The sequence below is a fragment of the Stenotrophomonas sp. 22LJNL06-5-1 genome, from assembly GCF_056861455.1.
In genome coordinates, this window is sequence record NZ_JBSPUE010000001.1 from 450,570 (window position 1) to 471,826 (window position 21,257).

Annotated in this window: 19 protein-coding genes; 9 read left to right on the forward strand and 10 right to left on the reverse strand. The window is 62.6% G+C overall.

The genetic code is table 11. From position 1 onward, the window contains the following. The first annotated feature begins 41 nt into the window (after positions 1-41). The 3 genes from sufC to AC13GF_RS02070 are packed head-to-tail and all read left to right on the forward strand — an operon-like array spanning position 42 to position 3,321. Entirely contained in the window at positions 42-806 is a 765-nt protein-coding gene (gene sufC, locus AC13GF_RS02060) for a Fe-S cluster assembly ATPase SufC (RefSeq protein WP_019337095.1), read from the forward strand. Beyond that, the gene (gene sufD / locus AC13GF_RS02065) at positions 806-2,068 is read left to right on the forward strand and encodes a Fe-S cluster assembly protein SufD (protein ID WP_483003019.1); all 1,263 of its coding nucleotides are present in this window, start codon (positions 806-808) and stop codon (positions 2,066-2,068) included. Before sufC ends, sufD begins: the two co-directional genes overlap by 1 nt. Further along, positions 2,065-3,321 (forward strand): cysteine desulfurase, encoded by a 1,257-nt coding sequence (locus AC13GF_RS02070; RefSeq protein ID WP_005408431.1) that lies wholly within the window; start codon positions 2,065-2,067, stop codon positions 3,319-3,321. The genes sufD and AC13GF_RS02070 overlap by 4 nt, the downstream gene beginning before the upstream one ends. Before the next feature lie 172 nt (positions 3,322-3,493). Here AC13GF_RS02070 and AC13GF_RS02075 read toward each other — a convergent pair whose 3' ends face one another. The 10 genes from AC13GF_RS02075 to AC13GF_RS02120 form a co-directional block, all read right to left on the reverse strand. Beyond that, a complete protein-coding gene (locus tag AC13GF_RS02075; protein ID WP_483003021.1) occupies positions 3,494-3,796 on the reverse strand; it encodes a hypothetical protein in 303 nt (100 codons plus the stop codon). Between the two features lie 69 nt (positions 3,797-3,865). Continuing rightward, a complete protein-coding gene (locus AC13GF_RS02080; protein WP_483003023.1) occupies positions 3,866-4,399 on the reverse strand; it encodes a hypothetical protein in 534 nt (177 codons plus the stop codon). Between the two features lie 590 nt (positions 4,400-4,989). After that, positions 4,990-5,496: a hypothetical protein gene (locus AC13GF_RS02085; protein WP_483003025.1), complete on the reverse strand. Its 507-nt coding sequence runs from the start codon at positions 5,494-5,496 to the stop codon at positions 4,990-4,992. Then, positions 5,493-5,657: a hypothetical protein gene (locus AC13GF_RS02090; RefSeq protein WP_483003027.1), complete on the reverse strand. Its 165-nt coding sequence runs from the start codon at positions 5,655-5,657 to the stop codon at positions 5,493-5,495. The genes AC13GF_RS02085 and AC13GF_RS02090 overlap by 4 nt, the downstream gene beginning before the upstream one ends. 153 nt (positions 5,658-5,810) lie before the next feature. Continuing rightward, positions 5,811-6,227, reverse strand: a complete 417-nt coding sequence (locus AC13GF_RS02095) for a hypothetical protein (protein ID WP_483003028.1) — start codon at positions 6,225-6,227, stop codon at positions 5,811-5,813. A gap of 415 nt (positions 6,228-6,642) precedes the next feature. Then, positions 6,643-7,626: an RHS repeat-associated core domain-containing protein gene (locus AC13GF_RS02100; protein WP_483003029.1), complete on the reverse strand. Its 984-nt coding sequence runs from the start codon at positions 7,624-7,626 to the stop codon at positions 6,643-6,645. Between the two features lie 172 nt (positions 7,627-7,798). Continuing rightward, positions 7,799-8,191 (reverse strand): hypothetical protein, encoded by a 393-nt coding sequence (locus tag AC13GF_RS02105; protein WP_483003030.1) that lies wholly within the window; start codon positions 8,189-8,191, stop codon positions 7,799-7,801. Between the two features lie 608 nt (positions 8,192-8,799). Next, entirely contained in the window at positions 8,800-9,135 is a 336-nt protein-coding gene (locus tag AC13GF_RS02110) for a hypothetical protein (RefSeq protein ID WP_279937795.1), read from the reverse strand. A gap of 143 nt (positions 9,136-9,278) precedes the next feature. Next, entirely contained in the window at positions 9,279-10,292 is a 1,014-nt protein-coding gene (locus tag AC13GF_RS02115; RefSeq protein ID WP_478465578.1) for an RHS repeat domain-containing protein, read from the reverse strand. A 3-nt stretch (positions 10,293-10,295) separates the two neighbouring features. Continuing rightward, a complete protein-coding gene (locus AC13GF_RS02120; protein ID WP_483003031.1) occupies positions 10,296-15,614 on the reverse strand; it encodes a wall-associated protein in 5,319 nt (1,772 codons plus the stop codon). A gap of 241 nt (positions 15,615-15,855) precedes the next feature. Between AC13GF_RS02120 and AC13GF_RS02125 the strand changes: the two genes are divergently transcribed. The 6 genes from AC13GF_RS02125 to AC13GF_RS02150 all read left to right on the forward strand — a co-directional run bounded on the left by AC13GF_RS02125 (position 15,856) and on the right by AC13GF_RS02150 (position 21,251). Further along, entirely contained in the window at positions 15,856-16,395 is a 540-nt protein-coding gene (locus tag AC13GF_RS02125) for a GNAT family N-acetyltransferase (RefSeq protein WP_126928473.1), read from the forward strand. Then, positions 16,392-16,724, forward strand: a complete 333-nt coding sequence (locus AC13GF_RS02130) for a non-heme iron oxygenase ferredoxin subunit (protein WP_483003032.1) — start codon at positions 16,392-16,394, stop codon at positions 16,722-16,724. The genes AC13GF_RS02125 and AC13GF_RS02130 overlap by 4 nt, the downstream gene beginning before the upstream one ends. Positions 16,725-16,927: 203 nt before the next feature. Further along, positions 16,928-17,332, forward strand: coding sequence for a hypothetical protein (locus tag AC13GF_RS02135; protein ID WP_483003033.1), 405 nt, complete (start codon positions 16,928-16,930; stop codon positions 17,330-17,332). Between the two features lie 150 nt (positions 17,333-17,482). Further along, positions 17,483-19,774, forward strand: coding sequence for a TonB-dependent receptor (locus AC13GF_RS02140; RefSeq protein ID WP_483003035.1), 2,292 nt, complete (start codon positions 17,483-17,485; stop codon positions 19,772-19,774). 69 nt (positions 19,775-19,843) lie between these two features. After that, a complete protein-coding gene (locus AC13GF_RS02145) occupies positions 19,844-20,563 on the forward strand; it encodes a tetratricopeptide repeat protein (protein WP_483003037.1) in 720 nt (239 codons plus the stop codon). A 10-nt stretch (positions 20,564-20,573) separates the two neighbouring features. Next, positions 20,574-21,251 carry a Fe2+-dependent dioxygenase gene (locus tag AC13GF_RS02150; RefSeq protein ID WP_483003038.1) on the forward strand — a complete coding sequence of 226 codons (678 nt, stop codon included), beginning with the start codon at positions 20,574-20,576 and terminating at the stop codon, positions 21,249-21,251. Positions 21,252-21,257 lie beyond the last annotated feature (6 nt).

A 21,257-nucleotide genomic window follows, 5' to 3' on the forward strand; every position in this document is an offset into this window, starting at 1 on the left:
TTTACCGGCGCGCCGCGGCCCGCCCCACGGAAACCCCCACCATGCTGAAGATCGAAAACCTCCACGCCCGCATCGGCGACAAGGAAATCCTCAAGGGCCTGTCGCTGGACGTCCAGCCGGGCCAGGTGCACGCCATCATGGGCCCCAACGGCGCCGGCAAGTCCACCCTGGGCAATGTCCTGGCCGGCCGCGACGGCTACGAAGTGACCGAAGGCAGCGTGCAGTTCGACGGCGTCGACCTGCTGGAGCAGGACCCGGAAGCGCGCGCCGCTGCCGGCCTGTTCCTGGCGTTCCAGTACCCGGTGGAAATCCCGGGCGTGAACAACACCTACTTCCTGCGCGCGGCACTGAACGCCCAGCGCAAGGCACGCGGCGAGGAAGAACTCGATTCCATGCAGTTCCTCAAGCTGGTGCGCCAGAAGCTGGCCGTGCTGCACCTGAAAGACGAACTGCTGCATCGTGGCGTCAACGAAGGCTTCTCCGGTGGCGAGAAGAAGCGCAACGAGATCTTCCAGCTGGCCGTGCTGGAACCGAAGCTGGCGATCCTCGACGAAACCGACTCGGGCCTGGACATCGACGCGCTGAAGAGCGTGGCCGACGGCGTCAACGCACTGCGCGCCGCCGACCGCTCGTTCCTGGTCATCACCCACTACCAGCGCCTGCTGGACTACATCAAGCCGGACGTGGTGCACGTGCTGGCCGATGGCCGCATCGTCAAGAGCGGCGGCCCGGAGCTGGCGCTGGAACTGGAAGCGCACGGCTATGATTTCCTGAAGGACCGGGTCGTGCCCGAGGCGGCGGTCTGATGAGCGCCCTGCTTGATTCGATGGCCCAAGCCTTCTGCGGCAGCGACGCGCGCCGCGAAGTGCTGGATGCGGCCCTGCGCGACGGCCTGCCGGCCGCCCGCAGCGAAGCCTGGAAGTACACCTCGCTGCGCCAGCTGGAACGCCGTGCGTTCGCTGCGGCACCGCAGAAGGCGCCGGCGCTGGACGCCGCGCTGCTGGACGACATCCCGGCGCCGCGCCTGGTGTTCGTCAACGGCCGCCTGGATACCGCGCTGAGCGACGTGCAGGCCCTGCCGGCCGGCGTGCAGCTGCAGCCGCTTTCGGCCGCGCTGGCTGCCGGCGAAGACGCCGTGCGTTTCCTTGGCCGCCGCTACGAGCGCAGCGAGGAGATCTTCGCCCGCCTGAATGCCGCGCTGGCCGATGAAGGCGTGGTGCTGCGCGTGGATGAAGGCGTGCAGGTCGAAACGCCGCTGCAGCTGGTATTCGCCAGCGTCGCTGGCGACACCGATCTGGCCTGGCACCACCGTCACCTGATCGAACTGCGTGCCGGCGCCAGCCTGGGCGTGGTCGAGCATCGCTTCAGCGTGGGTGACTCCGCCCACCTGGACAACACCGTGCTGCATGCCCACGTCGCCCGTGATGCCGTGCTCAAGCACGCCCGCGTGCAGGCCGGCAGCGCGCGCCAGACCAGCTTCCTGCGCACCGACGCCGTGCTGGCGCGCGATGCGCAGTACCACCGCGTGGACCTGGAGCTGGGCGCCGCGCTCAGCCGCCATGAACTGAACGTGCGCCTGGAAGGCGACAATGCCCAGCTGACCGCCAACGGCGTGCTGCTTGGCAATGGCCGCCGCCACGTCGAAACCCGCCTGGGTATCGACCACATCGCCCGCGATACCGCCTGCGAACTGCTGTGGCGCGGTGTCGCCGCCAACCGCAGCCGCGTGGTGTTCCATGGTGGCATCCAGATCCGCGAAGGCGCCGATGGCACCGACGCGAACCTGTCCAACAAGAACCTGCTGCTGTCGGCCGATGCCGAGATCGACACCCAGCCGACGCTGGTGATCGACGCCGATGAAGTGAAAGCCGCACACGGTGCGACCGTCGGCCAGCTCGACGCCAATGCGCTGTTCTACCTGCGCTCGCGCGGCCTGCCGCAGGCACAGGCGCAGGCACTGCTGAGCGCCGCGTTCTGCCACGAGCCGCTGAAGATCCTGCCCGACGCGCTGCGTGCGCAGCTGGCACGTCGCCTGGACAAGGCCCTCGCCGAGGCGGGTGTGGCATGAACCTGTCCACGCCGCGACCGATCGAAGAACGCACCGGCGCCCCCGACTGGGACCGCGTCCGCCTCGACTTCCCGCTGCTGATGCGTGAAGTGCATGGCAAGCCGCTGGTCTATTTCGACAATGCCAACACCGGCCAGAAGCCGGTGCAGGTGATCGGCGCGGTGGACGAGTTCTACCGCCGCTACAACGCCAACGTCAGCCGCGCGGTGCATGCACTGGGCAGCGAAGCCACCGATGCCTACGAAGGCGCACGCAACAAGCTGGCACGCTTCCTCAACGTGCGCCCCAGCGACCTGGTGCTGTGCAGTGGCACCACCTTCGCCATCAACCTGGTTGCCTACTCGTGGGCGTTGCCGCGATTGAAGGCCGGCGACGTGATCCTGATCACGCGCATGGAGCACCACGCCAACATCGTGCCGTGGCAGCTGGTCGCGCAGCGTACCGGCGCCACCATCCGCGTGGCCGAGATCACTCCCGATGGTGCGCTGGACCTGGATGCGCTGCGCGCAGCGATGACCCCCGAGGTCAAGCTGCTGGCGGTCACCCACGTCTCCAACGTGCTGGGCACGGTCAACCCGGTGCGCGAGATCTGCCGCGAAGCGCGCAAGCGCGGCATCATCACCGTGGTCGATGGCTCGCAAGCGGTACCGCACCGCAAGGTCGATGTCGCCGCGATCGGCTGCGATTTCTACGCCATCACCGGCCACAAGATGTGCGGCCCGACCGGCACCGGCGCACTGTGGGCGCGCCGCGAGCACCTGGACGCGATGCCGCCGTTCCTCGGTGGCGGCGAGATGATCAAGGAAGTCAGCTTCGACGGCACCGTGTTCAACGATGCCCCGCACAAGTTCGAAGCCGGCACCCCGAACATCGCCGGTTTCATCGGCCTGGGTGTGGCTGCCGACTACCTGCAGCAGCTTGGCCAGGAGAACGTGGAAGCACGCGAAGCCGAACTGCTGGCGCACTTCACCGAAGAGCTGCGCCGCGTCGACGGCCTGCGCATCATCGGCGAAGCGCCGGAGAAGGCCGCCGTGGTCTCGTTCCTGATCGATGGCGCGCATGCGCACGATCTGGCGACCCTGCTCGACCTGGAAGGCGTGGCCGTGCGCTCGGGTCAGCACTGCGCACACCCGCTGCTGCAGTACTTCGGCGTCGCGGCTACCTGCCGCGCCTCGCTGGCGTTCTACAACACGCATGCCGAGATCGAGCGGTTCATGACCGCGCTGACCAAGGTACGGAAGCTGCTGGGCTGAGGATCCGCCAGAACCAGGAAAGTACAAGAACGCCGCAGGAAACTGCGGCGTTTTTTATTGCGCGCTGGACGCAAGCAGAGGTGTAACCGGGAAACGCTGAGCGATGCCAGGAACGGGCAATCTCACCGTAACGCCGATCCATCCACCATCAACGACCTTGAGGCACCGTCCCCTACATGCCAACAAGCATGGATACCCCGGAAGCAATCAAGAAGACGTACATCGTCACGACGCCCCTCAACACCCAACGCTCCCCCTGATGGAGCGCCTGCCCTTTGGAAGTAAGGGCAAGCACTGCAATACCGCGCAAGCACCTAAGCCACCAATCAACCTTGATGATTCCGACTGCAGCGAGTACTTCCGGTCGTTCACGCTCGATTTTCAGCAACATCCTGTGAGCCGCAAATGCGTTTATCCACATGGCACCTAGAATGATGGAAGCCCAAATGGGGAAGCTCTCAACAAACTCTGGCACTCCGCTCCTCCTTTTGAAGCTACTCCATCACATAGCGCCTGCACACCCAATCTTCTACGCAGCAATCAGCTATGGAGTCGATGTGTTCAAGGGCGCAAGAAGCTCCTTGACGTACCCACCGAGGCCAACAACGTCCTCAGCTGTACCAATCAGGTCCCGTCGCATCATCTTCTCGACATGCTCTACACCACCAAGTCGCGCGACAACATCCGCAAGGAAAGTGACATCTCCCGCAAATAACGTCACGTCCTGATCCAGCTTTACAACCCAGCGACCATCACGCGAAAACAAAAAATGATCACGCATGAAGTTCCCATCTTCCAGCCAGTAGGAGCGCAGGCCATCCAGACCTCGCTCAATTTCCACGGGGCTTCCCCTGTCGGAGCACTCTGAACATCGAACCGCGCACATCGCGATATCTGCAAAGTGCTCCGAAAGTGCGCTCAGCCACGCCACCCAAACATCGTTCGGAGCAAAATCCTCATACAGGTTGCGATCAAACGCCATCCCTGCCCAATCCTCCCTGAGCAGGGGGACATCAGGAGGGGTCACATTAGAGAGGGACAGCGCGATGAAGTCAGGCCAGCAGCATGCATTGTTCATGGCTTCTCTGAATGCACTCAAGCCCAGTCATCAATACACCGCCTAACGGCCAACACCTGTGCTTCGGCATAGCGGGGATCGCGAATACGGATATCGGCATCATCAAGATAGTGCCATATCACGTGAGGAACCCCGATTTCATACGAACTTGACCGAAGCACGTTTTTGATAAGTTCCGCCCTCTGGTACCAGCCAGACACCTGTTCCACGGAAGCAGGCTCGGATTCCAACAGCCTCCACAGACAGGCTAGAACGAGATTTTTTTCATCGATAGCACTCAATGCGAAACCTCATATTCTTCAACCAAGGGGAAATTCCCCCAAAGCTTATCGACGTGATCGATCAGTTCGCAATGACACAGACGCAATCGCGCAACGTGGAGAACTGAGCTGCCCAGGAGTGCCGTGACCTATCGTGACACCTGCGACTCTGCAAGCCATTGAGATTGTGCCGGAGCCCCTTTGTGACAAATATCAACCCTAACATGGGGACCATGCGATCACATGTTAGGCGCGCCTGTGGATCATCCCGCTTTCCTGCTACAGAAGGCAGAAATGAAAGCACATAACGCCATTTCCACAACCTATCACTCACTTCAGATCTTCAAGATTGACGAGCACATCTCCAAATCTCGCACGTGGCACGGGACCAGGGATTCGTAGGGAGCGGACTTCAAGGGGGGCGTGAATTTCGCCAAGCAGCAGATCACCTGTCGAATTGTCACTCTCCCTTGTCCTGAATACCCCGATTATCGAGACCCATGAATACGAGTATTCATCAAATACGCTTTGCTGCAGATCTATTGGCCCTCTAATTCGAACTTGGTTCTCCTCAGTCACCCCGGCCTCAAACAACTCTTTGCTTGAATTCAGTACAAAGAGCTCCCGGCTCACCCCGAGATAGCCCTCCATCCGCACCAACTTTCCATCGAATAGCCGGGGCGTAGCAGCTAGTTCCCGGAAGCTGACCCGGCAAGCGGAGCTGCCCTCGACCCCACAGGTCTTTCCAGACGGTGCGCCCCCACCTTCTTGATACCTGCAACCAGCCCCATAGAAAATAAAAACAATAACCATGAAAAACCGGAAATCAACATTCACGCCAACACCTCCGCGTCGCCATCCAGCGCCATGGAATACCGCTCAATTTCTTCGCTCCACACCCACAAACCCAAGCCCCGTCTGTCAGCCGAAAAAATCACTGAATCATTGATAGCCAAGCTCATCAACAAAATCCCTGCACTTGGAATCCCAACCGACATGAAATGACTTCAGCTCATCGGACGGCTCCATTGGCAGCGGTGATCGCCACGGGTGTACCCAACGCATCAGTGTCAGTGTACTCGACCACTTCCCGGGCAGCAGTCAGCACCATGTCCAGGCCACGCGCACCAACACCGCGAGTACCGCCCGAATCAGTGGGGAGCCAGCCCTTTTTCCAGCCGACAGCTCACCCTCGACCTCTCGGCAATAGTCATCACGCACTCATTCATAGGAAGCCCACAGGTGTCCGCCGACCTGACGACACCTTGATGATCGGCCAAGACGAAATATACCCTCACCCTTTCGCTTCCAGCCTGATCAAATGATTTCCTGACATCAATTAAATGCACCCTGCATATTTGTGCTTCTGGCACACTCTCGGAAGAACTGAAAACTGACTCGAGCGCCAGTGCATATTGATTAGCCGCTGCGTTTCCCGGCTCATGATTCATCACCACACCCAAACGTTCATCTCTTCCGCCACAGGCTGCAATTCCCAACAAGCAAAGCGCCGCCACAATAATATCGACCAGCCGCCCAAAGCGATCAAACACCCGGGAATTTTTCACTGAAACCCCTCCCAAAACTTAGCGCACCCGCAATCTACATCCTTTCACAGAACCCGATCATTCGCTTCACAATGACCGAGGCACACTGACCTTCGTCGATACCACAAGTCCCCGCAGTCAAGAATCTCCCGCTGCCATCAGTCAATACATAGAAAATCCTTCTATTTCTCCGCCCCTCGCGAGAGAGTTCGAGCTGTGATACCACCAACTCTGCATTCACTTCCCGCGCCCCATCCATAGGGCGCGAATGTACTAGTTCATCCATATCAGCATGGATCTTCTGAGATGAGGAGCTGTCGTGGTCCTGGTTGGCCACCCGAAGAAGACAACCGCGGTCCTGCACACAAGAGGCAAGAAGCGGCACCGATAAGGCAGAAAATAGAAAAATTTTGATCTTCATCGAAACCGAACCCAGTCACTTCCCCGAGAGTTGCTTATCAAGACGCTTTGCGTCAAGCCGCCCTTCGACCCTGAAGAACCCCTTGAAATCGCTGAGTCGATGTCGAGACGTCGTGTCGTTACTCAGCATCGCATCCTCGTCTCGCGCGTTAATTCGCGTACCACTTCGATCAGCCATAATATGATCGGAAGAATAGCCCTCAATCGGACTCGACGTACGACCATCTCGCGACCCGGAGTCGCGATAGCCTTCACGCGCGCCTGCAAAATGCAGAATATCGTGGACAGCCGCACCAATCCAGTTCTCCTCAGAGCTGTCAATATGGGCCGTCCTACCCCCAATACCACCATAGACCCCTTGACCAGCACGAGGGTAATTGGCGTAGTCCTTTCCGGGCCCAAGGTTCATTGAATTTTGCCCAGCCCCGCCGGGAGCACCCAACACCTGTAGTCTCACTTTAATACCACGGTATTCGGAGGCAATCGAATCCACTCGACTCCTAATTGCCTCCACGTTGGTCTTGGTTGCGGACGGCCCTGTAAAATGAACCGGAATTACCAGGACATTTACATCTGAAAAATAGATTGCATCTGCACCATCAGGATCCACGAATTTGTATGGATTCCCATCTCCGTACCGATATCTCTGAAAGTTCGCGTAGTGACTTTGAATGGCAGTGACTGGATCCACCGATAGAAATACCCCAACTCCCGGATCATAGTACCGCTGCTGCATGTAACTCAGCCCGGTCTCCGAGTCCGTCACATGCCCGGTATATCCCGGCCCATCCTTCAACGGCCGGTTGACCACCGCCCCATACGGCTCATACACCGTACGCTCGATGACGTTTCCGCTGGCATCGGTGATCGCCACCGGTGAACCCAGTGCATCAGTGTGGATGTACTCGACCACTTCCTGGGCGACTGCCGGAGCCACGCAGGCCGCCAGCACCACCACCGCGAGTACCGCCCGAATCAACAGCAAAGAGAGTCCATTCATGGCTTAGTCCCAGTTCAATACGCCACGGGTGACGGGGAAGTCTGCGGACCATGCCGAACAGCCTCCGGCGTTGCAGGCCCTGACAATGTAGAGACTGGCGCAGTAGGTCCCGCCGTTCGACTGCACGTAGGTCTTGGGGCCGGTGTACAGGCGCCGTCCAGCTCCGGAAGGCTCAAGCTGATACTCCGTTGCCCCCCGGAACCGCGCGCCAGCCGACGCTGCACTGCACCTGATAGGGCGCCTTGCGCGTGCTGAGCCACTCCGCCACGTAGATCTGAGTGGCTGCAGGAGGAAGCACCACGGAGACACTGGCGATGCCCGAGTACGGACTGCACCCCGCGAAATTGCACGCCCTCACGCGATAGGCGTAGCTGCCATTGCCACGGCTGGCACCAAAGCTGTTCCCGCCGCCGTTATGCACCACCGTCCAGCCACCACCGTTGGCACTCTCCTCCAGCACGAAGCTCTCGCTGTTGGCCGGCACCGACCAGCTCAGGCTGTACTGCGGCACGTTCACCAGGCCCGGCGCACTGATCACCGGCTCGATCGTCGGCGGCCCGATCATCTCTCCTGTAGCAGCCAAGCCAGGAAAACGCGGAAGCACGCGAGGTGGAACTACTGGCGCACTTCACCGAAGAGCTGCGCCGCCTCGCCGGCCTGCGGATTATCGGGGAGGTGCAGGGAAGGCCGCCGCGGTCCCGCCCGTGATCAGCGGCGAGCACGTCCATGAACAACTGGTGATCCTGCACAGTCTGAAAGAATGAAAGTACGATAGGGCCCGCACTACGCCCGCCCGCTGATGCAGCACTTCAGCGTCGCGGCCACCTGCCGTACCTCCTTGGCGTCCTACATGGCACACGCCAAGATCGAACCGTTCATGACGGCGTTGGCGACGGCGCGGAAGTTGCTGGGGTGTGTTTTGAGTAGCAGCGAGCAAGACGAGAACGCCGCGGGAGACTGCGGCGCTTCTGTTCCTAACAATTGCCCAGATCGACCCGCTGAATGTCGGGCGTAAAAGGCGACTTGCGTAGGAAAGAACGCAAGCGCCAACCAATGCAACTCTGCATAGAACGCCCACGAGGTGAGCACTTCCATCATGCACCAAACGAGCAACGACAAGCGGTGCCGACAACGCTCGCCAAGCACCTGTCACCAACCCACTCGACTCATTCACTATAAACCCAAATGAACGCCTTCCATCACCCCCATTCGATCTACATCCACTGGAGCACTTGGGGGCCTGGGAGCACCATCGCGATTCCAGCGAAACGTGCCGGTCACCCGCAGGAATTTCTCCTCCCCACTCTCAACCGAAGGAATCTCTCGAAAGGCATCCGGGCTTGATTCTGGGTAGGCCACCAATGAACTGAATGAGTTCCTTGCGTCCAGTTCATCACGCGAGGGAAAGAGCAAGATCACACCGTTGACCTGATCTATCCATGCATAGAAAGAAACCAATCGCCCGTCAAATTTTTCTGGCTGAGACAACAGCGCAGACATCGTGGTCATGCACGTTTCATACCCTAAATCATTGCCTCGAAATTTACAGGCGCTTGAAGCTCCCGCCGCGCTCCCTTCCTGACTGGATGACGAACAAGCACCAAGGATGAAAACCAGCGTAACAACTGCAAACCACCGACGTCCGGGATCCATCATTTCACCTTAAAGAAGTAGTCTTCGGCCGCGATGTACGCGCCAGGGTTCGTTCTAGCATTGACCGCTCCATTCATACCCCTGAAGTCGAATCCCATGACGGAACCGCTAGGAGTGGCCACATAGCTGTTAACACCTGCAGATCTTGCTCTCTCCAGATCACCTCGATAGAGACTCCCCTCCCATCGACCACCGCAGAAACAGGATCCCTTCCAGTAGCTGAACGCTGTATTCACTGGGTGTGTATGAGCAATGGCTACCCTGACACCTGGGCCTGCGTAGTTGTTTTGCCCTTGAACGACGCTACCTGCTCCAGCGCCCGCAGTCGCATCGCCCAAAGCAAAATTGACTGCTGTGTAAGACTGATCAGAAAGTTGCGCGATATCAGCCCCTACTTCCAAATTGGTCGCAATCGTGACAGGCCGGGCAACTTCCGAAAAATATCTGGCAGATCCCGCCTCCGAACTTTGTCGGTTGGGAATACTGTTCGCCCTGTCAATGTACGCTTGCGGATCCCTCTTGATTGCCGCCAGCTGCCCGCGAGATAGACTTTTTCCGCCTGCATGCTCGGTCATTCTGCAGTCCCAGTCCTTCCCGCACGCTCGCCGTCCATCCGGGTCGATTAGGCTATATGGGTTTGCATTTGCATACCGATACCGGCCAAAAGCATTCACCGAGCTCTGGAAAGCCGAAACCGGATCAACGCTCAGGAACGATGAAGTCGTCGAATCATAGTACCGCTGCTGCATGTAACTCAGCCCGGTCCCGGAGTCCGTCACATGCCCCGTATATCCCGGCCCATCCTTCAACGGCCGATTGACCACCGCCCCATACGGCTCATACACCGTACGCTCGATGACGTTTCCGCTGGCATCGGTGATCGCCACCGGTGAACCCAGTGCATCAGTGTGGATGTACTCGACCACTTCCTGGGCGACTGCCGGAGCCACGCAGGCCGCCAGCACCACCACCGCGAGTACCGCCCGAATCAACAGCGAAGAGAGTCCATTCATGGCTTAGTCCCAGCTCAGTACACCTTGGGTGACCGGCCGTTCGGCCGACCATGGGGAGCAACCGCCTGCATTACAGGCACGCACGCGATACTCATGCGCGCAGTAGGTCCCGCCATTCGACTGCACGTAGGTCTTGGGGCCCGTGTAAAGACGCTTGCCACCGCCACCGCTTTCAAGCTGATACTCGGTTGCGTCTGCCACCAGACTCCATCCTGCAGAGCACTGGACCTGATAGGGCGGCCTGCGGGTCGTCAACCACTCTGCTAGATAGAGACTCGTCGCCCCCGGCGGCAGCACCACCGCGACAGTCACGACTCCCGAGTACGGACTGCACCCCGCGAAATTGCACGCCCTCACGCGATAGGCGTAGCTGCCTTTGCCACGGCTGGCACCAAAGCTGTTCCCGCCGCCGTTATGCACCACCGTCCAGCCACCACCGTTGGCACTCTCCTCCAGCACGAAGCTCTCGCTGTTGGCCGGCACCGACCAGCTCAGGCTGTACTGCGGCACGTTCACCAGGCCCGGCGCACTGATCACCGGCTCGATCGTCGGCGGCCCGATCACCGCTACCGTCGACGTAGCCGACCACGGTCCGCAGCCCGCGCCATTGCAGGCGGCAACCCGATAGCCATAGTTGCCCACACCGCGCGCTGCGGTGGCATAGGAACCCGCGTTGCCGTCGAACAGCGTGACCCATCCGCCACCATTGCTGCTTTCCTGCAAGGCGTAACGCGTGGCACCGGCCACCCCGTTCCAGCCAATGCCGATACTGCCCGGCGCAGCGCGTGCCGGCGCAGAGAGACCGGGCGCACTGGCAGGCGGATACAGCACCGTCACCGCAGCCGTGGCGCTGTATCCCGTGCACCCCACCGGATTACATGCGCGAACCCGGTAGTTGTAGCTTCCCGCTGCCTTGCCACTGAAGGCCTTGGACTGGCCAATGGCGTTGTGCACCTGGACCCAAGCGCCACCATTGGCGCTTTCCTCCAGCTCATAGCGCTCGGCACCGGAAGCCGCAGACCAAGCCACGCTGTAACTGCCATTGAAGGCCGTGGCAGGCAGGTTCAAGGTCGGCACGGTGGATGGCGCCAATGCCACGGCCACTGATGCGACGTTGCTCCATCCGCCGCACACCGCCCGGCAGCCGCGCACCCGGAACTGATAGGTCCCCGTGACCAGGCCGGTGCTGGTGAATGATTGCGCCGCGCCATCGAAGACCGTGCTCCAGGTGCCCGCAAGGGCACGCTGCAGCTCATAGCGGTTGGCACCACCGGCCGGGCTCCAGGTCAGGTTCACGCTGCCCTGGGTGATGTATCCCGGCGCACTCAGCGCGGGAACGCTGGGTGCGGCTTCACCATGCACCTGGGAAACCAGGCTGCCTGAAAGGTAGAGATACTCGGTCTGCTTGCCGGTACGTTCGTTGCGCTGGAATCGCAGCACGCCGCCGTTGTCGTAGAACGAATAGATTGCCCCCTTGCCACTGGCGCTGGCCTTCACCCGGCGCCCGTGGGCGTCGTACTCGTAGCTCTCTGCTGTACCCGCCGCACGCAGCCGGTTGCCGTAATCAAACGCGAAAGCCTGACCATTGCGCACCGATAGATTGCCCTGCACGTCATAGCCAAGACCGGTCACGGTTGCCCCGGTTCCGGTTTCGATCACGTTGACCAGCCGATTCGTCGGATCGAAATAGTGCGTACGATCGCGGCTGCCGACCTTGGCACGGCGCAGGTTGTCCAGCGCGTCATACTCATACAAGGCGTTGCCGAAGCCCGGCGCAGTGACCGTCCGCAACCGGTCCAGGCCGTCATAGGTCATGTCCCGGTTGCCGGGCGCCCCGGGCAGACCATCGGAAATGGCCATCACGTTGCCGCCGGCATCGTAATCGTAGCTGTCATCCAGCACTGCGGCCGCTGCGGTGGCATCGCGGCTGCGGTCGGGCAACCCGCGGGCATTCTGGGTCAACGTGTGCACGATCCCGTTGCCATATACGAAGCGGGCCAGCGCGCCGTTGGCGAAATAACTGGCCTCCTTTGCATAGCCGCCGACCATCGTCGCCCGACCCAGTGCATCCGGCGCATAGCTGACGACACGCCCACCCGGATAGGTATTGCTGGCCAGTGTGCCGTTGGCATCGTAGCCATAGGCCAGACTCAGATTACCCAGATCCGGATGCTGCAGGGTTTCGCCGCTGAGCAGGCGGCGGCGGTTGTACTGGTAGCGGTTGACGACCATCGGCCGGGCCGGATCGTTCTGCGTGCTGATCTCGGCCGGCAGACCATCAGGCGCGTAGGACCAGTTCTGATTTCCACGCCCATCCGGGAAGATCAGGGCCGACAAGCGGTTGGCGGCGTCGTAATTACGCTTCACCGCACGTCCGCTGGCCAGGGCTTCACTGCGGTTGCAGTCGGTGGTGCTGGTCAAACCCGTGCCGGCCGCCGACCACAGCACGTTGCCTGCCGCGTCGTAGTCCTGCACGGTCGCACCGGTTTCCGGCTCGATGGTCTTGCACAGCTGCTGGTAGCCGTCATAGACGTAGCGGCGGGTCAGCGACTGGCTGCCGTCCGCATTGCGGCGGGTGATCGCCAGCGGCTTGCCCAGCGTATCTCGCTGGATCTCGGTCACCACGCCTTCCGGGTGCTGCAGCGTCAGCGGCATCTCGTAGCTGGGCTGGTCGTAGGCAAGATGACGGGTCGTCGTGGCCTGGCCGCGGGGATTGGTCACCTTCACTGACAGGTTGCCCACGTACTCGGTGCGGGTAACCAGTGCCCCCAACTCGGACGATTGACTGACCACGGTGGGGCGGCCCAACGCGTCGTACTGCGTCGTGGTGCCGGTCAGGGCGGCATTGATATCGGAGAGCTGCCGCGTGGGATACGAGGCAAACACGGTCTTGCCGCTGGTGTCGTAGCGGGTCACCACGGCACTGTCCAGCACGTTGTTGGCGTTTTCGGTCACCAGCACCGGGCGGAACATCGCATCCAGGTAGGTATCCGTGCGCCGCCCGCCCTGCGTGCGCGAGTGCTTCCATGCGCCGGCGGGCACCCCCAGCTGCGCGCCCCCCAGTCGCTGCAGGTCCATGGTTACGCCATTCCAGTTCACGCTGTCACCGCCAGGGAACTGCTGGCTGCGCAGCCTGCCCATGCTGTCGTAGCTGAAGCTGGTGGTTGCGCCGGTTTCGTCGGTCAGCGAGGTGATCCAACCGTTGTCGTCGACGGCAACCGTGCGCACCGCACCATTGGGCGCTTCGGGCGTGGCCGGCATGCGGAGCTGCTGCGGAACACCACGCTTCCATCCCGACAGATGGCTTGTATTGCCGCGGCCATCGGCCACCGAGGCAACCGTGCCATCGGCTGCGTAGGTCACCTGCTGGGCCAAGCGGCCAAATGCGTAGGCGCGCAGAGGCAATGCTTTGGCCGTATCGAATTCGGTGCGGGACTGTTCGATACCATTGAGCACACTGCGCGCCGCCTGGCCGTTCACCCATAGCGTGGGATTGTCGTAGTAGCTGGTGCTGCTGGTGCGACTCTGGCCAGCGGAATTCGCTTCGACGACGGTGACTTCGCGCGCAAATGCATCAAAGGCCTGCACGGTGCGGGTGAACTGCACGCCATCCTGTTCCACAACGGTGGATTGGACGGGGCGGTTGTAATGGGCCTTGAGATCGCTCGCACCGTACTTGAAGTCCTTGCCGGCCTCTTTCGGGAAGGGCGCCGCATCCAGCTGGGCATCCGGATAGTAATTGTTGCGGTCAACGCGCACGACCGAGCCACCCGATCGCGTTGTCGTGGACAGCAACAGGCCGTCGTTGTAGGCAACTTCCTTGCCGAACTCGTAGACGCGAACGACACCATCGGGCAACGTCTCGGTAGTGATCTTCGGCTCCGCCTGGCCTACCGGGATTACTGGACCGCCCAGGTCCTGAGCGTAGGCACCATTGAGATTGGTGTATTGATAGGTCCACTGTGCAGTAGGCATCCCCGGACCGCTGATGGTCTTGGCCACCAGCGACATTGCGTCACGGTAGACCGGCGTGTAGTTCCAGCCATCGGCAAACAGGTGATTGTCACCAGAGGTCTGGCAATCCAGCTTCACATTCTTGCGCCCATGGCGGAACGGACGGAACAGGAACGTTCCCAACGCACCCGACGGATGCTGGATACTCAGGGTGATCTCGCTGGGTACGATCTTGTTGACGCGCGAGCATGTGGCCGGGTAGTCCATGTACTCCCAGATGCCCTGCCCGATGTAGTCGGCGTACTTGTGGGTGACTGACAGCGGCGGCAGGTTGTAGACCCATTGGGTTCCGTCCGGCAGCGTCACTGTCCGCAGGATATCGGCCTCCGTGTACCCGTAAATCCAGGTGCGCCCTGCAGCGGTTGCGGATGCGATCAGTCCTTTCGCGTTGTAGGCCAGGCTGATCTCGCGGCCATCGTTGGCAACCATGCGCAACAGCCGGTCTCCGCTCCACTCGTAGCGCACCCAGTTGCCGAAGCGATCCACAACCTGCGATGGGTACAGGAACACAAGCTTTCGATTCAGCAGTGCATTGCTTTCAGGTCCGTAGGGTTGCAGCGTTGCACCGTTGTGGGGCTTGGCGACCATCCAGTCGAAGTAGTACTTGGTACCGTCGGGAGCATGGCCAAGGAAGCCTTGTCCCGGCTGTCCACTCTTCAGGGCGGTCAGGCAACTGAACGTCCAGCCGCCCTTGGTATTCCAAGGCGCCGGTTCGCCAAACTGTGGCTGCGGCTGACGCGCATCACCGCTGCCTCCCAGGACCGGCTCACCGCCACCACCTGGCAGGGAGAGGCGCACGCCATCCCAGAAAGTATTGGGATAGAAATTTACGGTCTGGGTGCGGCGACGGTTCCAGACCTCCAGTGACGGAGGCGCCGCCACCGTACTGCAGCGCGCAGCGGGCGCCCAATAGCCGACAGCAGCGGTCTCCGGCAGATCGCCATAGACGCCGGACATGGACGGGATATCCAGATCCCAATCCGAGAATGGGCTCTCACTACTGCGATCGCCATCGCGATAGCTGCGGCCCAAGGTCATCGTCAGGCTGCCATTGCCCGGAATCGAAACATCCGTGGCCTTGAAGCTGATCGAACCGTCATAGAGGTTGACCTGCTCGCCGAAGATCTCGCCCTTCAGCGGTTCGACAATGTCCCCGTACTTCAGCCGCTTGTCGTACTCCTGGCGCCAGGTGGGAACAATCTGGGCGGAAACGCCGACCGGTGCCAGCACGCACAGGGCAAAGACACCCAGAAGCAGACCCTTGGCAGCCGTTGCGGCGCGCGGATGAGAAATGAGGCCAGACTGCATGAAGATCCTCCCTGGATCGACGTCCCTGTGTGCCCCACCTGCGCCGAACGGCAGTTGGCCTTCGACCAGGCGGCACCCACTCCGGCAGACAGCCACGCGTTGCTTCACGGTGGGCGGGTGCTGGCCACAGATATGAACGAATAATGAAGATGGCGTCAACCCCGCGTATTGGCCAAACTTGGCAAAGTCACCCCAATCTGCAGCCTCCCGCGCCCTTCCCCGCTCCACCTAGAATGTCCCCATGAGCACCCTGACCTTCCGCGCCGCCACGTCGGCCGACATCCCCGCCCTCATTGCCCTCGTCACCTCGGCCTACCGCGGCGATGCCAGCCGCGTTGGCTGGACCACCGAAGCCGACCTGCTGGACGGCGCCCGCATCGACGCCGAAGGCATCCAGGCCGACCTGGACCGCCCGCGCTCCACCATCCTGCTGGCCGAGCGCGGGGATCAGCTGGTGGCCTGCGCCCATGTCGCCGATGTCGACGGCAAGGGCTACTTCGGCATGTTCTCGGTCGACCCGGCCCAGCAGGGCGGCGGCGTCGGCAAGCAGCTGATGGACGCCGCCGAAGCGCACGCCGCACGCGAATGGAAGGTGCCGGTGATGCAGATGACGGTGATCGACGTGCGCGACGAGTTGATCGCTTTCTACGAGCGCCGCGGCTACCTGCGCACCGGCATCAAGAAGCCGTTCCCGTACGGCGACGAGCGTTTCGGCATTCCCAAGCGCGACGACCTGCGCTTCGAGATCCTGGAAAAGCCGCTGGCCGGAGCCGCCGCGTGAGCGATACCTGGACCTTCGTCTGTGCCGGCACCGAGCTGCTGCCGGGTGAAATGAAGAGCGTGTTCGACGAAGTGACCGGCACGCCGATCGTGGTGTTCAACCTCGACGGCGAGCTGTACGCCCTGGAAGACCAGTGCACGCATGAAGAGTTCGAGCTGTCCTCGGGCGAGTTCAACACCACCGAAGGCAGCGTGGAGTGCGTGCTGCACGGCGCGCGCTTCGACGTGCGTGACGGCCGCGCCCTGTGTGCCCCGGCCTACAGCCCTGTGCCCAAGTTTCCGGTGAAGCGCAAGCACGACGCTGTCTGGACCCGCGACGACCGGGATTGAGGCGGCGCTCGGCCCGGAGAGATCTCCCAGAGGGCGCCCCGCGGGAGAGCATCCACCCATGGGGTGGATCTACCGGAAGGCCATGAGGGCCTCCCCAGGCCGTTCCGGGGCGGCCCCAGCGACCCGCCACGCCCCGTACATGCGAATCATTATCGTTGATGTTATTCTACGTAACATCTTCGTAACGATTCCGCCCTCGCGCCATGGCTTCGCCCGCGCTCACCGCCACGCTGTGCCAGCTCGCCCGCCAAGGGTGGGCGCTGCTTGTGGCCGGGCTGTTGACGCTGCTGCTGGGCTGGTCTGCGTTGCACGAAGGACGCGGCAACAACCCGGCTGCCCACGGCTGGCAGGCACACGCTGAAGATCTGCAGCAGCTCATGCCGATGCCGGCCCCGCCGGCGGATGAGTGCCCGCACCATGCCGCACCGGCACCGGAGCCGCCGCTGGATGGCGAGGGCACCACGCCTTGTACCGGACTGGCTCCCGCGCGCGCCGCCCTGGTCGCGCATGTTCCGCTGTGGCGCTCCGACGCCCTGCGCTGGCAGCTGCACGATCCCGCACTGCGGTTGAACCCCGGCCACGCTCCGCCCGCACCGCACGCCAGCTGAGGCGCCCTGCGGCCGTTGCCGTGCGCCTGATTGCGTTTCCTGCCAGCCGAGCATCGGCTCGGCTCTACAGAAGAAGCTCTCCACGTGTCGTCGCGCTGCCTGCGCTTCGGCCCTCGCCCTTTCCCGATCCAAGCCACCGCCACCCAGACCATGACCCACATCACGTCCCGCAAGCACGCCCCGCGCGTTTCCCTGCTCGCTACCGCCACCCTGGCCGCCGGCTTCGCACCGCTGGCCGCACAGGCCGCCGACAGCGCCGATGCCAGCTCCCGCAAGGCCACCGACCTGGACAAGGTGCAGGTGCGCGGCAGCTGGTTCAATCCGTCCTCGCCGAAGTTCACCGCCGAACTGCTGGACACCCCCAAGTCGGTATCGATCGTGTCGGAGAAGCTGATCGCCGAAACCGGTGCGACCAACCTGCAGGATGCGCTGCGCATGGTCCCGGGTATCACCTTCGGTGCCGGCGAAGGTGGCAACCCGACCGGTGACCGCCCGTTCATCCGTGGCTTCGATTCGCAGAGCAACGTCTTCGTCGACGGCCTGCGCGATGTCGGCTCGCAGACCCGCGAAATCTTCGACCTGGAGCAGGTGGAAGTGGTCAAGGGCCCGAGCTCGGCCTACGGCGGCCGTGACTCCGGCGGTGGCAGCCTGAACCTGGTGAGCAAGACGCCGAAGCTGAAGAACGAGACCAGCGCAAGCATGGGCATCGGCACCGACAGCTACGCGCGCGGCACCGTGGACGCCAACTACGTGCTGGGCGACGGCATCGCCGCCCGCCTGAACCTGATGAAGCACGAGTCGGACATCGCCGGCCGTGACGCCGCCAACGTCAGCCGCTGGGGTATCGCGCCGTCGATCGCGTTCGGCCTGAACGGCCCGGCGCAGCTGATCGCCAGCCACTACCACATGCAGAGCGATGACCTGCCGGACGCGGGTGGTTTCCCGTACGGCAATCCGAACGGTGCGCCGGCCTCGAAGTGGGTCGACGGTCGCCCGATGGTGCCGGACCGCAACAACTATTACGGCCTGGTCGACCGTGACTTCCAGCGTACCCGCGCCGATATCAGCACCCTGGACGCCAGCTATGACTTCGGCGGCCACAAGCTGCGCAACATCGCGCGCCTGGGCAACACCAGCAACGACTACCTGTGGACCCAGCCGGACGACAGCCAGGGCAACCCGAACAACTACGGCACCCTGTGGCGCCGTACCAACAGCCGCGCCGTCGACGTCAAGAGCTTCGCCGACCAGCTGGGTCTGACCGGCGCCTTCCAGACCGGTGCGCTCAAGCACAGCTACAGCGCAGGCGTGGAGTACAGCGACGAGAAGATGACCCGCGGCAGCTATCTGATGACCCCGGGCACCAGCAACCCGCTCACCGGCAACAGCAAGTGCCCGACCACGGGCGCGGCCACCGGCTACAACTGCACCGATTTCGCCAATCCGAACCCGCGCGATCCGTGGGCAGCCACCCATTCGGTGTACCGCAGCGACAAGGCGCTGGACGTCGAGCAGCGCACCAAGACCACCTCGGCCTACGTGTTCGACACCATCGAGCTCAATGAGCAGTGGATGATCAACCTCGGTCTGCGCTACGACGACTTCCGCACCACCCTGACCACTCCGGTGGCCGGCAAGGCACCGACCCGCGTGCGCAACAGCAACGACTTCCTGAACTACCAGGCCGGCGTGGTGTTCAAGCCGGCCGCCAACGGCAGCATCTACCTGTCCTGGGGCACCTCCTCGACCCCGCCGGGCATGGACGGTGGTGACGGTTCGGACGGCCTGAGCGCCGCCGTGGCCGACCTCAAGCCGCAGGACACCAAGAACCTCGAGCTGGGCACCAAGTGGGACCTGTTCGACAAGCGCCTGAACCTGACCGCAGCGATCTTCCACACCGTGATGAACAACGCGCGTGTGACCATCGACAACGGCACCAGCCAGAATGCCGGCAAGAAGGAAATCAACGGCTTCGAGCTGGGCTTCACCGGCCAGCTGACCGACGCCTGGAGCCTGTACGGTGGCTACACCTACCTGGACTCGGAACTGAAGGACAACGGCTTCGTCTGCGGCGTCAGCGTACCGCGTGGCCAGCCCTGCCCGACCTACGTGGTCTCCCCGAACAACGGCAACGTGTTCCCGAACACCGCCAAGCACAGCGCCAACCTGTGGACCACCTACCGCTTCCCGATCGGCCTGACCATCGGCGCCGGTGCGTTCTACTCGGACAAGCAGTACGGTGATGTGGCCAACACCAAGTGGATTGCCAGCTACACCCGCTTCGACGCGATGGCCAGCTACGCGATCCAGGACAACATCAGCCTGCAGCTCAATGTGCAGAACCTGACCGACAAGACCTACTTCACCAAGGCCTATGCCTCGCACTACGCGAGCATCGCCCCGGGTCGCTCGGCCACCCTGGCACTGAACGTGAAGTTCTGATGTAGCTCCGCTCCACCACGGCGGCAGGGTTCTCCTGCCGCCGTTTTTGTTTCCGGCGATACTCACCCCATGGCGACCCTTACCCCCATCGACAGCGATGCTCTGGCCGAGCTGCTGCAGCACGATCCGCAGGCTGCCTTCGCGCGCGTGCGCGACGCTGCGCAGGCCGGACAGGTCGAGGCACAACTGCTGCTCGCGCAGATGCACATGGAAGGCAAAGGCACCGCACAGGACGCCTCGGCGGCACTGCTCTGGTACGAAACCGCCGCCAACAACGGCGCGCCGATGGCGATGAACATGCTTGGCCGCTGCCACGAACTGGGTCAGGGCACCGCGCCCGACCCGACACTCGCCGCAGTGTGGTACCGGCGCGCGGCCGACACCGGGCTGGACTGGGGCCTGTACAACCTGGCCAACCTGCTGGCCACCGGCCGCGGCGTGACCCAGGACCGCGCACAGGCACTGGCCCTGTACACCCGTGCCGCACACCTGGGCCATGCCAAATCGATGAACCTGCTGGCCCGCCACCTCGAAGACGGCCTGGATACCGCACCCGATCCGCAGGCAGCGCTGGCCTGGTACCAGCGCGCGGCCGAAGCCGGTGATTTCCGCGGCCAGGCCAACTACGCCTCGATCCTGCTGCAGGCCGGTCAGATCGACCAGGCCGTGCACTGGCTGCAGCTTGCACTGGCCCACGGCAGCCCGGCGTTCATGGCGCACATCGTGCCGGAACTGGCCGCGTCGCCGCATCCACAGGTCCGCGCCCTGGTCGCGCCGCCGTCCCTCTGAGGAATCCCGCATGCTGCTGCACATCCCCGACATTCTCAGCGCCGAACAGGTGGCCGACTTTCGCCGCCGCCTCGATGCCGCCGACTGGACCGATGGCCGCGAGACGGTCGGCCATCTGGGCGCGCAGGCCAAGCACAACCAGCAGCTGCCCGAGGCCTCGCCGTTGCGCCGCGAACTGGGCGAGATCATCCTCGTCGCACTGGCCCGGCACCCGTTGTTCTTCAGCGCCGCGCTGCCACTGAAATACCTGCCACCGCGTTTCAACCGCTACAGCGGTGGGGGCACCTATGGCTTCCATGTCGATGGCGCGGTAATGAACCTGGCCAACGGCGAACAGCTGCGCTCGGACATTTCCTGCACCCTGTTCCTGTCGGCGCCGGACGAGTACGAGGGCGGCGAACTGATCATCAGCGATACCTACGGCGAGCACGAAGTGAAGCTGCCCGCCGGCGACCTGATCGTGTACCCGTCCAGCAGCCTGCATCAGGTGCGGCCGGTTACCGCCGGCGCGCGCGTGGCCTCGTTCTTCTGGGTGCAGAGCATGGTCCGAGACGATGTGCAGCGCCGCCTGCTGTGGGAAATGGACGGCTCGATCGAGCGCCTGCGGCAGACCGGCGGCGACGCCGAGGCGGTGCTGCAGCTGACCGGCGTGTACCACAACCTGCTGCGGCGCTGGAGCGAGGTCTGAGCCCCG

Excerpts from the sequence above, each read along its gene's own strand:
- AC13GF_RS02145 (WP_483003037.1), top strand. The coding sequence starts at position 19,844 with ATGGCGACCCTTACCCCCATCGACAGCGATGCTCTGGCCGAGCTGCTG.
- AC13GF_RS02090 (WP_483003027.1), bottom strand. The coding sequence starts at position 5,657 with ATGTCGGTTGGGATTCCAAGTGCAGGGATTTTGTTGATGAGCTTGGCT.
- AC13GF_RS02135 (WP_483003033.1), top strand. The coding sequence starts at position 16,928 with ATGGCTTCGCCCGCGCTCACCGCCACGCTGTGCCAGCTCGCCCGCCAA.
- AC13GF_RS02125 (WP_126928473.1), top strand. The coding sequence starts at position 15,856 with ATGAGCACCCTGACCTTCCGCGCCGCCACGTCGGCCGACATCCCCGCC.
- AC13GF_RS02105 (WP_483003030.1), bottom strand. The coding sequence starts at position 8,191 with ATGATCGGGCCGCCGACGATCGAGCCGGTGATCAGTGCGCCGGGCCTG.
- AC13GF_RS02120 (WP_483003031.1), bottom strand. The coding sequence starts at position 15,614 with ATGCAGTCTGGCCTCATTTCTCATCCGCGCGCCGCAACGGCTGCCAAG.
- sufC (WP_019337095.1), top strand. The coding sequence starts at position 42 with ATGCTGAAGATCGAAAACCTCCACGCCCGCATCGGCGACAAGGAAATC.
- AC13GF_RS02150 (WP_483003038.1), top strand. The coding sequence starts at position 20,574 with ATGCTGCTGCACATCCCCGACATTCTCAGCGCCGAACAGGTGGCCGAC.
- AC13GF_RS02070 (WP_005408431.1), top strand. The coding sequence starts at position 2,065 with ATGAACCTGTCCACGCCGCGACCGATCGAAGAACGCACCGGCGCCCCC.
- AC13GF_RS02100 (WP_483003029.1), bottom strand. The coding sequence starts at position 7,626 with ATGAATGGACTCTCTTTGCTGTTGATTCGGGCGGTACTCGCGGTGGTG.
- AC13GF_RS02080 (WP_483003023.1), bottom strand. The coding sequence starts at position 4,399 with ATGAACAATGCATGCTGCTGGCCTGACTTCATCGCGCTGTCCCTCTCT.
- AC13GF_RS02110 (WP_279937795.1), bottom strand. The coding sequence starts at position 9,135 with ATGACCACGATGTCTGCGCTGTTGTCTCAGCCAGAAAAATTTGACGGG.
- AC13GF_RS02115 (WP_478465578.1), bottom strand. The coding sequence starts at position 10,292 with ATGAATGGACTCTCTTCGCTGTTGATTCGGGCGGTACTCGCGGTGGTG.
- sufD (WP_483003019.1), top strand. The coding sequence starts at position 806 with ATGAGCGCCCTGCTTGATTCGATGGCCCAAGCCTTCTGCGGCAGCGAC.
- AC13GF_RS02140 (WP_483003035.1), top strand. The coding sequence starts at position 17,483 with ATGACCCACATCACGTCCCGCAAGCACGCCCCGCGCGTTTCCCTGCTC.